General features: G+C 34.5%; 10 protein-coding genes. 5 read left to right on the plus strand and 5 right to left on the minus strand.

Annotation, left to right across the window (positions count from 1 at the left end; genetic code table 11):
- Window positions 1–197 precede the first annotated feature (197 nt).
- The 3 genes from ASC72_RS05430 to ASC72_RS05440 all read left to right on the plus strand — a co-directional run bounded on the left by ASC72_RS05430 (window position 198) and on the right by ASC72_RS05440 (window position 2,386).
- Window positions 198–1,130: a 1-phosphofructokinase family hexose kinase gene (locus ASC72_RS05430; protein WP_056188014.1), complete on the plus strand. Its 933-nt coding sequence runs from the start codon at window positions 198–200 to the stop codon at window positions 1,128–1,130.
- A gap of 217 nt (window positions 1,131–1,347) precedes the next feature.
- Complete coding sequence (locus ASC72_RS05435; RefSeq protein ID WP_056188016.1) at window positions 1,348–1,827, plus strand: DinB family protein; 480 nt, start codon at window positions 1,348–1,350, stop codon at window positions 1,825–1,827.
- Window positions 1,828–1,888: 61 nt separating this feature from the next.
- Complete coding sequence (locus ASC72_RS05440) at window positions 1,889–2,386, plus strand: DinB family protein (RefSeq protein WP_056188020.1); 498 nt, start codon at window positions 1,889–1,891, stop codon at window positions 2,384–2,386.
- 54 nt (window positions 2,387–2,440) lie between these two features.
- Here ASC72_RS05440 and ASC72_RS05445 read toward each other — a convergent pair whose 3' ends face one another.
- A complete protein-coding gene (locus ASC72_RS05445; RefSeq protein WP_056188024.1) occupies window positions 2,441–3,400 on the minus strand; it encodes a YafY family protein in 960 nt (319 codons plus the stop codon).
- 649 nt (window positions 3,401–4,049) lie between these two features.
- On the opposite strand from ASC72_RS05445, the gene ASC72_RS05450 reads away from it, so the two are divergent.
- On the plus strand, window positions 4,050–4,544 hold the full coding sequence (locus ASC72_RS05450; protein WP_056188027.1) for a hypothetical protein: 495 nt from the start codon (window positions 4,050–4,052) through the stop codon (window positions 4,542–4,544).
- 51 nt (window positions 4,545–4,595) lie between these two features.
- Here the strand turns inward: ASC72_RS05450 and ASC72_RS05455 are convergent, their stop codons facing one another.
- The 4 genes from ASC72_RS05455 to ASC72_RS05470 all read right to left on the minus strand — a co-directional run bounded on the left by ASC72_RS05455 (window position 4,596) and on the right by ASC72_RS05470 (window position 13,062).
- Complete coding sequence (locus tag ASC72_RS05455; protein ID WP_056188030.1) at window positions 4,596–9,386, minus strand: fibronectin type III domain-containing protein; 4,791 nt, start codon at window positions 9,384–9,386, stop codon at window positions 4,596–4,598.
- A 240-nt stretch (window positions 9,387–9,626) separates the two neighbouring features.
- On the minus strand, window positions 9,627–11,423 hold the full coding sequence (gene lepA / locus ASC72_RS05460) for a translation elongation factor 4 (RefSeq protein WP_056188032.1): 1,797 nt from the start codon (window positions 11,421–11,423) through the stop codon (window positions 9,627–9,629).
- Window positions 11,424–11,587: 164 nt separating this feature from the next.
- Entirely contained in the window at window positions 11,588–12,325 is a 738-nt protein-coding gene (locus ASC72_RS05465; protein WP_056188034.1) for an NUDIX domain-containing protein, read from the minus strand.
- A gap of 20 nt (window positions 12,326–12,345) precedes the next feature.
- Complete coding sequence (locus ASC72_RS05470; RefSeq protein WP_056188037.1) at window positions 12,346–13,062, minus strand: NUDIX domain-containing protein; 717 nt, start codon at window positions 13,060–13,062, stop codon at window positions 12,346–12,348.
- A gap of 502 nt (window positions 13,063–13,564) precedes the next feature.
- On the opposite strand from ASC72_RS05470, the gene ASC72_RS05475 reads away from it, so the two are divergent.
- Window positions 13,565–16,678 (plus strand): TonB-dependent receptor, encoded by a 3,114-nt coding sequence (locus tag ASC72_RS05475; protein ID WP_056188040.1) that lies wholly within the window; start codon window positions 13,565–13,567, stop codon window positions 16,676–16,678.
- Window positions 16,679–16,688: the final 10 nt, after the last annotated feature.

A 16,688-nucleotide genomic window follows, 5' to 3' on the forward strand; every position in this document is an offset into this window, starting at 1 on the left:
AATTCTTGTTTTTATTAATTGATATGTTTAAATGTACGAATTATTTTATCTTAAAACAATGAATTTCAGTATTTTAGCATGTTTTGTTCATTTGAAGTTATTATTTTGGGAAGTTGTAATCAATTCAAATTTTAGTAAATTGCATATAATACATCTTAGAAGATCTCATTAGAAAACCATTTTTAAACGTTAGAATTATGAAATCATTTGATATAGTTACCCTAACCGTAAATCCTTCGGTAGATAAAAGCACGCATTTTTCAGGTTTAATTCCGGAGCAGAAAATTAGATGTAAAGATCCTTTGTTTGATGCCGGCGGGGGCGGAATAAATGTCTCCAAAGCAATTGCCCGCCTGCGCGGAAATTCATTAGCTGTTTTTACATCAGGCGGACCCGTTGGTGATATGTTAAAAGATCTGGTAACAAAAGAAAAAGTAACTTTTGAAGCTATTGAAACTGAAACCGCCACAAGAGAGAATTTTGTTGCTGTGGATGATAATACCAATTCTCAATATCGTTTCGGATTTTCAGGAGATACATTAACAGATGTTGAAGTTGAAAAGATCCTGGCGACCATTCAGAATCTTAAACCAAAATTTTTAGTTGCCAGTGGAAGTTTGAACGAAGGTTTGTCTTCCGATTTTTATCAGAAAATAGCAAAAATTGCCAAAGCTTCAGACACAAAATTTATCGTTGATACTTCCGGAGAAGCTTTAAAGAAAGTTTTAGAAACCGGTGCCTATCTAATTAAACCCAATGTTGGTGAATTGGCAAAATTAATTGGCGTACAACGTTTGGAAATGGAAGAGGTAAAAGAAGCTGCAAAAAAAATCATTACTCAGGGTGGCGCAGAAATTGTTGCCGTTTCTCTTGGTCCTCAAGGTGCAGTTTTAGTTACAAAAGACGAATACGAATATGTTCCTGCACCAAATGTTGCCAAAAAAAGTACCGTTGGGGCTGGAGATAGTATGGTTGGAGGAATAGTTTGGGCATTATCTCAAAATAAAAGTCTGAAAGATGTTATTCGTTGGGGAGTTGCCTGCGGATCTGCCGCCACCATGAATGAAGGAACACAATTATTTAAATTAGAAGATGCTAATCGTTTGTTTGAATGGCTGAAGAGTAAATAATTTTGAGTTATAAGTTATGAGTTATGTGATGTACAGGCGCATTACAATGCGTCTCCCGCAAACGTGATTAAATTGTGGTACAGTGCGTTAGACGCACTGCTGTGCGTCTCTACGTTTGTCAGCAGGAAAAAAAATAAATATTTTTTTTCCTGCTGACAAACTGTTGTCACCGACCCTCAATACTTTTGAAGTATTAAATAATTAAAACTTTAAAATCATGAAAACATTAGCAGCCCAAGTAATTACTCCTGAAGATTTATTGAACCACTGGCAAGGACACCGCGCCCTTACAAGACGCGTGATCGAAGCTTTTCCTGAAAAAGATTTCTTTGAATTTTCAATAGGAGGAATGCGACCTTTTGCAAAATTAGTGGATGAATTTTTAGCAATGGGAGCTCCAGCAATGAAAGGAATTATTAATAAAGATACAGCGCCTTATGTAGAAGCACCAGAAAAACTGATTTTTAAAGCACAATATCTTGAAAAATGGGATGAAGCGACAGCAGAAATTAACAAATATTGGCAACAATTAACGATTGAAGACTTTAATGAAACTTTCAATTTATTTGGACAATATAATTTTCCTGTGATTCAGAACATTTTTTATTTAATTGATAACGAAATACATCACCGCGGACAAGGTTATGTGTATTTAAGAGCTTTAAATATTGAACCACCTTTTTTCTGGGAAAGATAAATTCCGGGGAAACTATTCAAACTAAATCATTCCATTCGAAGTATAATATAAATCAAATAGTATGAGTCTAAAAAAAATAATGAGCAATTATGCAGCTTACAATTTATGGGTTAATCAACATTTTGTAAACTGGCTTTCGACAAAATCAGATGAATTACTGAATAAGGAAGTGGTTTCAAGCTATACAAGCATTATTAAAACGCTGAATCATATTTGGGAAACAGAACAATATTGGTATTCAATAATTGCCGAAATTGCCCTGCCCGATAGAAAAGAAAGCATTGATTTAGATAAGAATGAAATATTTGAAGGTTTGATAGATAGCTCTACAAAATTAGAGGCATTTATTGCATCATTATCGGAAGAACAATTATTCAAAGTTATTAAAATTGAAAATCCATGGTTTCAATGCGAATTGCCGCTTAGTGAATATTTACTTCAAGTGGTGAATCATGGCACTTACCATAGAGGACAAATAGTTACTATGGGGCGAAATATTGGTATAACCGATGCCTCAAATACAGATTACAATTTTTATAATGTTGTAAAAGCGCAATAGTTACCTGAAAAAAACTCCAAAAGATGAATTGTTATTTCAGCTTTTGGAGTTTTTTTATAAAAGTCTTTTTCTATTAATTTCTAATAATTCTAAGGCTCTGGTTTTGAGTCTTTCGGGTTCAAGGATTGTGGCATAATCCCCAAACATTAAAAACCAACGCGGAAAACCACTTTCGATGTCGCGACACATAAAAGTCATTTCTATCTGGCCATCAACTTCTTTTTGTGAAATATAACCGTGGTATTTTCGCTCTGTTTCCAAATATCGGGCTATTTTCTTTTCGATTAAAAGTCTAACTTTTGTAGTCGGAATTGTTTCTGTTTTAGATAAATAAGTTTCTAAAGAATCATGTTCGATTGTAAAATCGCATTCGGTTTTCTGAATGCCATGAATTCTGTCGGTTCTGAATTGTCGGTAATCTTTCCTCAAATGACAATATCCCAAAAAGTACCAGTTATTATGATCATGAAAAACACCAACAGGCTCGATATTTCTTTTTGTGGTTTCGTCTTTTTCAACTGTTTTATAAGAAAGTAAAATTTGCTTTTTCTCCGCTATACTTTCAAAAAGAACAGACAAGGTATTAGGGGAATTATCATTGAACATAGGTTCTGCAGTTTGCATAACCACTTTTGATTCAATATTCGATAGCCAGTCCTTATCGGTACTTCTCAAAACCGATTTTAACTTGAACATTGCCGATGCATAATGATTTCCTAAAGAAGGATCTGTAAATTTCTGCATCAGTTTTTCCGCCGCAATAAAGCTGCTTACTTCTTCGCGCGTAAACATAACGGGAGGCAATCTATAACCGTCCATTAAAGCATAACCTACTCCGGCCTCACTGTAAATTGGGACTCCGGATGCTTCCAAAGTCCGAATATCCCGGTAAATAGTTCGTAAACTAACTTCAAAGCGATTCGCCAATTCCTGTGCTTTTACAATTTTTTTAGATTGTAATTGAATGAGGATAGCGACAATTCGGTCAAAACGTTTTGGAGATTCGTCAAGCATTTTTTTGAGGTACTAAGGTTCTGAGTTACTGTCCCGAAGCTTCGGGACTAAGATTTTAAGATTCAAAGATACAAAGGTTGACAGAAACAAGAAACCCGATCGTAAAAGTTATCGGATTAATAAAAAACCTCTGCTTGCTCACTTAGTTTTACCGCAAAGCACGCAAAGTTTTTTTGGTATGTTTGCAATGGCTTTATAAGTTCGCAAAGCTGTTTGTGGCGACCTTTGCGATTAAACGATGAATATTGAGTTTTAAAATTGTAAGATTAAGGCTGTATTTTTTGCGTGGAAAATTATTTTAATCTCGAATAAATGCATTAAAAATCAGATAGTTAAATATTTATATAAGTATTTACTTATTTTTTAAAAAGTAAAAATACTACTACGTAAGCAAATACCGACCATATTTAAATTTTGGAATTAAATTCTACTTTTTATGAAAGTTATTGATACTATTTAGATTGTGAATTTAATTATTTGCTATTTTTAATCCTGCTGTAAATTCAATTTAGAAACAGAGAAACCTACAAATCTGACTCTACTAATTGTTGCAGCACGTTCTTTTTGATCCGGACTTTACTAAAACATACATTTATCCAAAATAATGTATCCCGCTGAAGATTAATTTTAACTTTTAACCCCAAATAAAATGATTAGAAATTACACCTTTGACGAGACTTCTAAGAGATTTGAGCCTCATGATCACAAATGCGCCTACTGCAGACAAGCTGAAATGGAAAACATGAATGATTGTTATTTTGTACCTCTTATTGTTGAAGACGACAAAAGCAATATCGTTGTTTACAAATCAGTAGAATATTCAAAGATCTTAATCGGAATACCCAGATGCCATTCTTGCAAAGAAATTCATTACGATGCAAAGAATAAGGCCATTACCATTTCAATGGTTTCCGTTATCCTATTATTGGGTCTTTTACTTTATAATTTTGTGAATCTAAACACATTCGTATTTATGCTCGGAATTTTTACTGTTATTTTCGGAGGTATCTACGGATCAGCAAAATTAACAGAACGATATGTTGCCAATAAAGGAATTTATACGGTACAATACGGGGCCGAAACAAACGAAGTCGTTCGTAATCTCGTAATCTCAGGATGGACATTTAACACCTCAATTGCATAAAACAAAAACCCCCGATAACGAAGTTATCGGGGGTTTTTTGATTAGCAACTATTAATATTTTATAAATTTCCTGAAAACTGATTTTTCTCCATCATTTAATTCAATAATATAAATCCCTGAGCCTATTTTACTAACGTCAAGGCCTGTTTCATTTATGATGCCTTCCTTGATGGTTTGGCCGGCCACATTTGTTATTTTGAAAAATGAAGTTGTATTTTCAGTTAGTTTTACAAACAATTTCTCATGAACTGGATTAGGATATAATTGATAGAAATTGTTTTTAGAAATATCATGATCTTGTACAGAAAGATTATTCTGGATATTTACCGTATAATCTTCAACTTCTCCTAAAGCAAATATTTCGCAAGGGGATTGGGTTCCATTTCGTTTCATAGAAACTCTCATTCTTGTTGTGCCATTAATGGCCGTATTGGGAATGATGAAGTTTCCTGTTACCGATTGTGATGTTACAGTAGCTGAAGTCCAAACCAGTTCATTATCGTCCAAAAAATCATTGTCTGCATTTAGATCAATCCAGACAGCAAACACATTTGAATTGTTGTATGAAGTGTAGGTCTCAACTGTAATTGTATTAGTCGCGCCTTTTGTTAAGTTTGTAGAAATTGCCGTGAAATCAGAATATCCTCCTGCTTCCCCTTTTGTAGTGTTATTTATAGTATTGAGATGAACATTATTAATGTGTCCTTTTTCGGTATCTGTTCCTGCAGAAGTACAATATGCGATTGCTCTGGGAGGAGTTACTTTGATGATATTACTGGCTTCAGACAAATTTTTTACTCTGTCTTTAGCCTTTACAGAGAAGGAATATTCTTTTTCTGATGTCAGGTTATTGATTGTATACGTTGTTGTTGAAGTGCTTCCAATTAACCAAGTGTCATGGTAAATCTCATAACTGGTTACACCTATATTGTCTGTTGATGGTGTCCATGATAATGTGGTTGCCGTTGAAGTAGTTTCTACAGCCTTGAGATTTGTTGGTGCTGTTGGAGGTGTCGAATCTTCTGGTAACGTATCAACTATCACATTCTTGCTTGCATCAGATAAATTTCCGTCAGCATCTTTTGCTTTTACAGTAAACGAATATCTTTTCTCATCTATTAAGTTGGTAAAAATATAAGTCGTATTTGTTGTTGAAGCAAATAGAATAGTATCCAGATAATAAATGTTATAACCCGTAACTCCGACATTATCAGTTGCAGCCATCCATGATAATGTGGTTCCGTTTTTAGTAGTGTTTGTAGCCACAAGATTTGTAGGTGCTGTTGGCGGAATTACATCCAGTGACAGAGTTGTTATCGAAATTTGATTGCTTGAAGCAGAAATGTTCCCAGCTTCATCTTTTGCTTTAACTGAAAAAGAATATTTTGTTCCCAAAGTTAAACCGGTTACGGCAAAATTTGTTGAAGAAGTAGTTCCAATAATTGTGTTTTCCTTATAAATATTATAACCCGTTACCCCAATATTATCTGTTGATGCATTCCACAACAAATTGATTGCAGTTTTAGTAATATCAGAAGCTGTTAAGTTTAAGGGAGCACTTGGAACAGTAAGATCCGCTGGCAATGTTGTTACGGAAACAGCATTACTTGCCTGAGAAATATTCTGAGCGTAATCTTTTGCTTTAATGCTAAATGAATAACCCGTTTTTGCACTCAATAATTTTACGGTAAAATTCGTCAAAGTTGTAGTTCCAATTAATGTGATTCCTTCGTAAATTTCATATTCCGTAACCGCAATATTATCTGTTGATGACGCCCATGATAATTCTGTAGTTGATGCTGTTGTATTTGAAGCCACAAGGTTTAAAGGAGCTGTTGGGGCTTCATATTCTATTATAGGATCTTTAATGTCTAATATATAGTCTTCAATTTCGCCATTATGAAACATTTCACAAGGAGCAGGAATTCCATTTTCTTTTAAAGCAATTCTCATTTTTGATCTTCCTGCCGTTGCGGTAATAGGAATTGTAAATTTTTTAATTGCTGTAAATGATTGGGCTGTAATAGTTGTGCTATAAATTAGTTCTCCGGCATCATCGAAGTCTTTGTCTCCATTTAAATCAATCCAAAACGCTAAACCGCTGGGTTTTGTGCCAGAATAGTATTTTGAAACGGTTATACTTATCGTATTTTCCTGCCCGGGAATTACAAATCCTCCTGTACTTTTAAAATCATTATACATTTGTACAGCTCCTAATTCTGAAGCTGAATTATTGATTTTTCCAAGAGTAACATTAGAAATCGTGTCATTGTTTTGTGCGGTACTGCCTGGAATACAATATTTTGGTAAAGTAATAGTACTTACTGTAAGAGCATTGCTTGTCTTTTCGTTTGATCCTGAATCATATGCTTTTACAGTAAAAAGGTATGCTGTACCTTCTTTTAAATTTTTAATATCATAACTGGTTATGCTTTCATCCACATTGGCAATAAGAATCGCTCCATTATAAATGCTATATGATTTAATATATTGATCATCTGTTGCTTTATCCCAAGATAATGTTGTGGATATTGTAGTAGTATTGTTTGCTCGCAGATTTGTTGGTGCAGTTGGAAGTACATTGTCTATTAATGTTTTTACCAATACGGCATTGCTTTTTATTGAGCTTTGTGCTTCGCTGTCTATAGCTTCAACTTGAAATGAATAATTTGTATTGTTTATTAGATGTGAAACAGTATAAGTTGGAACACTAACAAATGCAACAAATGCAGAATTTTGAGTTATTTTATACTTAATACCGCCAGCGTTATTTGTTGAAGGATTCCAGGATAAAGTAACTTTTGTCGGAGTAATATCTGATGTTGTAAGAGCTGTTGGTACTGTAGGTGGTGCATCAGTTAAAGTTTTTATTATAACCGGCACACTTGAAACTGAAAGGTCACCATTTGTATTTTTAGATTTTACAGTAAATAGATAACTTGTTGCCTGACTCAATCCGTTAACAATGAAGTTAGTTGTTGCAGATGTTCCTATTAATACAGATTCCTGGTATATTTCGTAATTACTAATATTTGAATTGTTTACCGGACCCGCCCATGATAAATTGGTTGTTGAAGGGCTGGTTTCAGAAGCTGTCAGATTTGTAGGAGCATTAGGACCATTAATGCTGGTAATATTATTTAAAATATTTATAGTATAGTCTTCTGTTTCGCCATAATTGTAAGTTCCTGTATAATCCCCACAAGGATAAGGTATTCCAACTGCATCATCTCTAATTATAACTCTCATCCGGGTAGTTCCGGTAATTGCAGTTTCTGGCACTACAAAAGTTCCCACTACAGGTGATTCCTTAGTAACAATCTGATTCCATACCATCTCACCTGCATCATAGAAATCCTTATCTCCGTTATAGTCAATCCACACAGCATATCGCTGTCCAAATTCAGTCTGACCCTTAAACTTTTCACGAGGCTTAATAGTGATTAAACTTACTTCGCCCTTTTTTAAGTCGGTGGAAAGGTTGGTATTATCACTGTAATGATTATTTGATGTATTACCAGAATAGTCAATTGATCCTATTTTTACTCTTGTAATTAACATCGCTAAAACCTGACTAAATCCAACAGAAACACAATATGCAGGGATTTGTTGAAGTGTAGTTACTGTAATGGTATTACTTTCTGTAGAAATGTTTTCCTGAACATCTATACCTTTTACAGAAAAATTGTAGATTGTATTTGGCGTTAATCCAGAAATTTTAAAGCTTGTGGCTGTTGAAGAAGCAATAAAATCATTTCCATTGTAAATTTTATATCCAGCAACTATTTTATTGTCAGTTGAAGCGTTCCAGGATAGATTTGCTGATGTATCACTTATTTCAGATGCAATTAAGGAAGTAGGCGCGGTCGGCGAAATCGCATCAAGAGTTTCGCACACAATTGAAAGTGTTGCATTGGAAGTATTTCCAGCAGCATCTCTTGCTTTTACAGAATATGAATAAAAATTATTCGATGTTAGCCCTGTTACAGTATAGCTCGTTTTAGTTGTACTAGCTACTAATAAGTTTTGTCCCTGATAAATATCATACCCGATAACTCCTTCGCTGTCGGTTGAAGCATTCCAGGATAAGTTTAGAGAAGTTTTTGTAATTTCAGAAGCGACAAGGCTTGTCGGAACGGTTGGAGCTATAATGTCAAGTGCCTTAACGATAACAATATTACTTTCTAAAGAGCTATTTCCTGCTGCATCTGTAGCTTTAATTGAAAAATTATAGGTAGTCGCTTGTTTTAAATCTTTGACATTAAAAGTTTTAGTGGATCCGTCTACTGTACCTAATAAAGTAAATGTATTATTGTATATAGAGTAACCCGTAACACCAATATTATCAGTAGAACCGCTCCACGATAAATTAACGGAAGTTGCTGTTATATCAGTTGCTGTCAGATTTGTAGGAGATGTAGGCGTAGTACCATCAGGAGTCGTAATAATAATCAAATTACTTGATAGCGAAGTGTTTCCTGCCGCATCTTTTGCTTTTACACTAAACGTGTAGGTAGTTAATTCTGTTAATCCTTTGATTTGAAAATAGGGTTCATATTGTTTTGATGTACCTATAAGTACAGATCCATTATAGATTTCATAGGAGACAACGCCAACATTATCACTTGAACTCACCCATTGTATATTGCAAGATGTTGCAAAGGTTTGATATGCTCTTGCATTCGTTGGTGCCGTCGGAGCTTCCAAATCTGAGGTTTGATAAGAAATTACATTTTCAAAAAGAGAAGCAGTAGATAAAGATTTTGCCTCTGAAAATAATGGTATTACAATTAAAATCACTAAAACTACGGTAATTTTTTTTTTGAGTAAAGTTTGCTTCATATACTGTCTTTAAACTAATGTTTTTGTTTTTTCAATTTTTTATGTGCTAAAAAAGAGCATTTGATTTTTGTAGTAAATGTATTTCTTTTTATATTCATATAGAATATTTATTTTAAGATAAAAATATGACAAATGGTTTAGATTTTAGAATAACCTTAAATTAGAAAACAAAAAACCCAACAACTTGCGTCATTGGGTTAAGTCTATATTCCTGACTCTTTATTCTATATTCTAAAAAAACTAGTCGTTCAATTTCAAAACAGCCATAAAAGCTTCTTGTGGAATCTCAACGTTTCCAACCTGTCTCATACGTTTTTTACCTTTTTTCTGTTTTTCAAGCAATTTACGCTTACGCGAAATATCTCCACCATAACATTTTGCGGTAACGTCTTTACGAAGTGCTTTAATCGTTTCACGAGCGATAATTTTAGCTCCAATTGCTGCCTGAATCGGGATGTCAAATTGTTGTCTTGGAATCAATTCGCGTAATTTCTCGGTCATTTTTTTACCGATGTTATAAGCGTTGTCTTCGTGAATAAGAGCTGAAAGTGCATCAACCGTTTGTGCGTTCAAAAGTACATCCAGTTTTACTAATTTAGAAGTTCTCATTCCGATTGGAGAGTAGTCAAAAGAAGCATAACCTTTAGAAACTGTTTTTAAACGATCGTAAAAATCGAATACAATCTCGGCCAAAGGCATATCAAAATTTAGTTCCACTCTTTCAGTAGTCAAATACGTTTGATTGGTAATTTGACCACGTTTTTCAATACACAAACTCATTACGTTTCCAACAAAATCAGATTTTGTAATGATGGTTGCTTTAATATAAGGTTCTTCAACTCTGTCTAAACGAGATGGTTCAGGTAAGTCAGAAGGATTGTTTACAACAAATGGAGTTTCAGGATCTTTTTTGGTATAAGCCAAATATGAAACGTTAGGAACTGTAGTAATTACAGTCATATCGAACTCACGCTCTAAACGTTCCTGGATAATTTCCATGTGGAGCATTCCTAAGAATCCGCAACGGAAACCAAATCCTAACGCTGCAGAACTTTCAGGTGTAAAAACTAATGAAGCATCATTCAATTGCAGTTTCTCCATAGAAGAACGCAAATCTTCATAATCTTCAGTGTCAACTGGATAAATTCCGGCGAAAACCATTGGTTTTACATCCTCAAAACCAGTAATCATATTAGTAGTTGGCGTTTTGGCATCCGTTAGAGTATCACCCACTTTTACCTCTTTGGCTTCTTTAATTCCAGAAATTAAATAACCAACATCACCTGCAGAAATAACATTTTTAGGAACCTGATTTAATTTTAAAGTTCCAATTTCGTCAGCAAAATATTCATTTCCAGTGGCCATGAATTTAATTTTTTGCCCTTTTTTAATTTGTCCGTTTTTAACTCGGAAAATAACTTCAATTCCACGAAACGGATTATAATGTGAATCGAAAATCAATGCCTGTAAAGGCTCATCCACATTTCCTGATGGTGGTGGGATTTTTTCGATAATGGCTGCCAAAATATTTTCAACTCCAAAACCTGTTTTTCCGGATGCATGAATAATATCTTCTAATTTACATCCTAATAAATCGATAATATCATCACTAACTTCTTCCGGGTTAGCACTTGGTAAATCAACTTTATTCAAAACCGGAATAATTTCCAGGTCATTCTCTAAAGCCAAATATAAATTCGAGATCGTTTGTGCCTGAATACTTTGTGCAGCATCAACAATCAAAAGCGCACCTTCACAAGCGGCAATAGATCGTGAAACTTCATATGAAAAGTCAACGTGACCAGGAGTGTCAATTAAATTTAAAATATATTCCTCGCCTTTATAAGTATATTCCATTTGTATGGCGTGACTTTTAATGGTGATTCCACGCTCGCGCTCCAGGTCCATGTTGTCAAGCAATTGTGCTTTTTCTTCACGAGCTGTAACGGTTTGTGTAGCGCCCAATAATCGGTCTGCCAATGTACTTTTACCGTGGTCAATGTGTGCAATAATGCAAAAGTTACGTATCTTCTTCATTTTAATATATCAATTCTCTTATGCGAGTTTAAGTATTTTCTGGGTATAATTTTGCCCTGTAACAACTGCTTTTGAGCATGTTATTAAGGCGCAAAGATAGCGGAAAGTTTTGGATTCTGGAATGTAGTTGTCTGATTGTTGGATTCTGAAATTTAAAAAGCGCTTTAAAACTCAAAATTAAATCCTTTTTCGGTCAGTTTCTTGTAAATATCCGGATCAAATTTGTACAATTTTGCGGCTCTGTGCGAGACATCTTGTTGTTTTTCATCTAAGGCAACCAACAATTTCATATGCAGAATTTTTCTTCTGAAATTAGATTTTTCCAATTCAATTCCTAATATCTCTTCATACAAATGCATTAATTGCAGTAAAGTGAATTTTTCAGGCAAAAGATTGAATCCAATTGGCGCCTGACGAACTCTGTTACGAAGTTGCATTAAACTAAATTCGAGGATTTCATTGTGGTCAAAAATCAAATCCGGAATGTCGTTGATCTTATACCATTTGGCCTCTCGCAGCGTAAAACCGGCTTTAATATTATAATCTTCGCGATTTACCAAAGTATAGTAACCAATAGTGACAACCCTTCTGTCCAAAACACGTTTTGGGTCAGTAAAAGCTTTTAGCTGTTCCAGATAAATATTGTCAAGACTTGTCAATTCGTATAAAACACGTTGTGCGGCATCATCAGCGCTTTCTTCTTTTTTTATCCATCCCCCAAGAAGTCCCCATTTTCCAACACTTTCTCCTTCGGCATGTTGTACTAACAGCACTTCAAGGCTTGCCTTATTAAATCCAAATATAACGCAGTCAACCGTAATACCTTCAATAGCTGGTTTTATGATTTCTGTCGTTGCGTTGCTATCAGCGTCGCTATTATTTCTATTAGGTAAAATTGTCATGGATGCCTTATAAGCTTGGGTTAAAATTCAAAATTAAATCCTTTTTCGGTCAGTTTATTGTAAATAGCTTCGTCAAATTTATATAATTTGGCCGCTCTATGCGAGACATCTTGTTGTTTTTCATCTAAAGCAACCAACAATTTCATATGCAGAATTTTTCGTCTGAAGTTCGATTTATCCATTTCAACACCTAAAACCTCTTCATACAAATGCATTAATTGCAGTAAAGTAAATTTTTCAGGCAGCAGATTGAATCCAATCGGCGCCTGACGTACTCTGTTTTGAAGATGTTTCAAACTATAAGACAGAATTTCGTTATGATCATATATTAAATCCGGAATTGTATCTATCTTATACCATTTGGCATCAGCTGCTGTAAAACCTGCTTTAATATTATAATCTTCTCTTTTTACCAAAGCATAATATCCAATAGTAATAACACGTCGAAGCGGAAAACGATCCGGATCTCCAAATGCTTTTAGCTGCTCCAGATAAATATTATCAAGACCGGTAAGCTCATTCAACAACCGATGTGCCGCGTTGTCTGTACTTTCTTTTTTATAAATCCATCCTCCCGGAAGTCCCCATTTTCCTTTACTGATTCCTTCGCCATGTTGTACTAAAAGCACTTCTAAACTTCCTTCATCAAAACCAAATATGACACAATCAATGGTAATCGCATTCATTGCGTTTTGTTCACTTTTTAGGACTGAATCGGCATCTACTTTTATATCCATGTGCGATAGAAATTTTGACAAATTAAACAAATAAAATGCATAACTTTCATTGTTGATTACTTAATATTTTTTTAACAAAGCAAAAATGTGATAATCAGTTCTTTGAAATTCCATAAAAATGGGATTCAAAAATCAGAATTCTTTAAATGATTGATTGTCAAAATGCTACTTCGATATTTTTTTGATATTTTTTATTTCGTTTTAGCCTTTAAACTTATCAGATCAATAAAATTGAATCTGTATAAATCAGAATTAGAAAAAAATATCCTTAATATTTTGCTAAAATAGAAAAAAAGTTTTACACTTGTAGTCAAATTTACCATAAGATAAGTTCAAAATGACTATAAGTTTTAATAGAACCATTTTTAAAGTAAAAAAATTAGCTGAAAACAGGCTTTACCAATTAGCCTTTTTTGGCGCGATCTCAATGAAACTTACACTTTATATATAACAACTAACTTAATTTAATCAACTTTTATTTATTATGAAAAGCAAATATTGTATGAAAACAACACTGTCCTCGTTTTGTACGGCACTGTTGTTTAGCTTATTTATGATGCAGTCGGGTTTTGCGCAGGCACAATCCCGATCTGTAAGTGGAAATGTAACATCGACAGTTGACGGAATGGGAATTCCGGGAGCAAGTATCGCTGTGCAGGGAACTAAAATTGGTACCACAACCGATTTTGATGGAAACTACAAAATAGAAGCAAAAGCAGGGGATGTCCTGGTATTTACTTTTATTGGATTCAAAAGCCAAAAGGTAACAGTAGGAACACAACAAGTTATTAATGTTACACTTGCGGAAGAAACGTCAGAACTTAAAGAAGTAGTCGTTATAGGGTATGGCTCGCAAAGGAAAACGCTGGTAACAACTGCTGTTACACAAGTAAGCGGTGAAAATCTTACGAAGACCAATACTACAAATGCTCTTCAGGCACTTCAGGGACAGGCAGCCGGACTTCAGGTTACTTCAACTTCAGGACAACCGGGAGAAGGTTTAAATGTCGTGATTAGAGGAGCCGGTTCTACTGGTGGTACGAGTCCGCTTTATGTAGTAGACGGGATATTGACAGGGGATATTTCTTATTTGAACAATTCAGATATTGAATCTATTTCTGTTTTAAAAGATGCCGCATCAGCTGCAATCTATGGTTCACAAGCTTCAAACGGAGTTATTTTGGTGACAACCAAAAAAGGAAAGCGCGGTGCAGCCGGACAAATTACTTTTGATCAATATTATGGCGTGCAATCTGTAGCTAGAAAAGTTGATTTGCTTAACGCAACAGAATATGGTGTTATGTTAAACGAAGCCGCTGCAAATTCAGGTAAAAATCCTTATTTTACTAATGATCAGATTGCCGCACTAGGATCAGGCACAAACTGGATGGACCACATGCTTACAGACAATGCAGCTACTAAAAACTTCTCTTTTGGTGCGTCGGGTGGTTCTGATACGTCTGTTTATTCTACTTCATTGTCTTATCTAGGACAGGAAGGTGTTGTTGGAGGAAAAGATTTATCCAACTACGAGCGTTACAATTTCAGATTCAATTCAGAACATAAATTGTACAAAGATGTACTGACTTTGGGCGAAAACTTAAGTTTTGCTTATATTAATAAAAACGGAATAGGTGTTGGAAATCAATACAACAATTCCTTAAGAAGTGCTTTTCAGACAACACCATTATTGCCAATGTATGATGCTAATGGTAATTATTATGACACTACAAATAATAGTGAGCCTTGGTTGGCTGGTGCAGCGAATCCTTATGCATTAATGGTTTACAACAATCAAAATGAAGGTAATAATCAGAAATTATTAGGAAATGTTTATTTGCAGATTGAGCCAATAAAAAACCTAACCTTCAGAACTACTTTAGGCCTTGATTACTATGCTGGTGAAGGACATTCTTACACACCTGTTTATCGATTATCGATTTATGCAAACACTTCTTTCGATAAAGTGAATCAAAATATGAACAAAGGTAAAACCATCACATGGGATAACTTGTTGACATATAAATTTAATGCTGCCGAAAATCACCATTTTGAAGCCATGTTAGGAACTTCTTCTATTAATTATGACGGAACTTCGGTTGAAGCTACAAATGCAGATTCGGTTTTTAATGATCTTGAGCATGCCTGGATAGATAATACAACCAACAAAGACGGAGCAAAAACAACAATAAAGGGGAAAAAAGAACAAACAAAAAGAATGTCTTATTTCGGAAGGTTAAATTATAACTTTAAAGAAACGTATTTATTAAATGCAACTTTCAGAATGGATGGATCTTCTATTTTTTCTGACGAAAACCAATGGGGTTATTTTCCATCAGTTTCTGCGGGATGGATTGTATCAAATGAAGAATTTTTGAAAGATTCAAACGTGATCAACTTTCTTAAATTGAGAGCGAGCTGGGGACAAGTTGGAAATCAAAACGCCAGAGCTTTCCAATATCTTTCAACTATAAAATCAAATAATACCAATTATATTTTTGGAGATACCGAAGGTGTTCTTACACCTGGAGCTTATCCTAACAGATTATCAAATCTGGATTTAAAATGGGAAACTTCAGAACAGATTGACCTTGGTTTCGACGCCAGATTTTTAGATAATGCCTTAAATGTAACTTTTGATGTTTACAAAAAAACAAGTAAAGACTGGTTGATTTTGGCTCCAATATTGGCAACTGCCGGTGCTGATGCTCCATTTATCAACGGAGGAAACGTAGTAAACCAAGGGGTAGAGTTGAGCTTAAATTACCAAAATAAAATTGGTGATTTTAATTACAGCGTTAGTGCAAACGGTGCTTATAATGAAAATAAAGTAGGAGAGATACCTAATGCAGATGGTATTATTCACGGATTGAGTAATGAACTTTATGATAATGCCGGAGAATTCTACAGAGCACAAAACGGATATCCATTAGGTTATTTTTGGGGATATAAAACAGGAGGCGTTTTTCAAAATCAGGCACAAATCGATAATTACAAATCGGCAAATGGTGTAGTCCTACAGCCAACAGCAGCTCCGGGAGATCTTATTTATACCAATGTAAATGGAGATGACAAAATAGACTCTTCTGATAAAACGAAAATCGGAAAACCAAATCCGGATTTTACTTATGGCTTCTCTGTGTCAGCAAGCTACAAAGCTTTTGATTTTTCACTTAATGCCAATGGTGTTGCCGGAAATGAAATTGTACAATCTTACAGAAACCAATCAGGTGCTTACGGAAATTATACTTCTGCAATATTAGATCGTTGGCATGGTGAGGGTTCTTCAAACACAGTACCAAGGGTAACAGAAGATAACAGAAACTTTACTCAGTTTTCAGATTTATACATTCAGAAAGGTGATTTCCTGAGAATTAATACGGTTACTTTAGGATTTGATCTTGCTAAAATGAAACAATCAAAACCATTTTTTGCAAGCCAGTTCAGACTTTACTTCTCGGTATTAAATCTTTACACTTTTACGAAGTATAATGGAATGGATCCTGAAATTGGATTTGGTTCCTCAAATGATGACCAGAAATTTTCATCAGGTGTTGATGTTGGGTATTACCCAAGACCAAGAACATTCATGTTGGGATTAAATGTTAAACTTTAATAAATAAAAA

The organism is Flavobacterium sp. Root420 (assembly GCF_001427905.1).
Classification (GTDB): Bacteria; Bacteroidota; Bacteroidia; order Flavobacteriales; family Flavobacteriaceae; genus Flavobacterium.

What these genes read in the sequence shown, in the direction of transcription:
- ASC72_RS05430 (WP_056188014.1), top strand. Translation starts at nt 198, where the DNA reads ATGAAATCATTTGATATAGTTACCCTAACCGTAAATCCTTCGGTAGAT.
- ASC72_RS05435 (WP_056188016.1), top strand. Translation starts at nt 1,348, where the DNA reads ATGAAAACATTAGCAGCCCAAGTAATTACTCCTGAAGATTTATTGAAC.
- ASC72_RS05440 (WP_056188020.1), top strand. Translation starts at nt 1,889, where the DNA reads ATGAGTCTAAAAAAAATAATGAGCAATTATGCAGCTTACAATTTATGG.
- ASC72_RS05445 (WP_056188024.1), bottom strand. Translation starts at nt 3,400, where the DNA reads ATGCTTGACGAATCTCCAAAACGTTTTGACCGAATTGTCGCTATCCTC.
- ASC72_RS05450 (WP_056188027.1), top strand. Translation starts at nt 4,050, where the DNA reads ATGATTAGAAATTACACCTTTGACGAGACTTCTAAGAGATTTGAGCCT.
- ASC72_RS05455 (WP_056188030.1), bottom strand. Translation starts at nt 9,386, where the DNA reads ATGAAGCAAACTTTACTCAAAAAAAAAATTACCGTAGTTTTAGTGATT.
- lepA (WP_056188032.1), bottom strand. Translation starts at nt 11,423, where the DNA reads ATGAAGAAGATACGTAACTTTTGCATTATTGCACACATTGACCACGGT.
- ASC72_RS05465 (WP_056188034.1), bottom strand. Translation starts at nt 12,325, where the DNA reads ATGACAATTTTACCTAATAGAAATAATAGCGACGCTGATAGCAACGCA.
- ASC72_RS05470 (WP_056188037.1), bottom strand. Translation starts at nt 13,062, where the DNA reads ATGGATATAAAAGTAGATGCCGATTCAGTCCTAAAAAGTGAACAAAAC.
- ASC72_RS05475 (WP_056188040.1), top strand. Translation starts at nt 13,565, where the DNA reads ATGAAAACAACACTGTCCTCGTTTTGTACGGCACTGTTGTTTAGCTTA.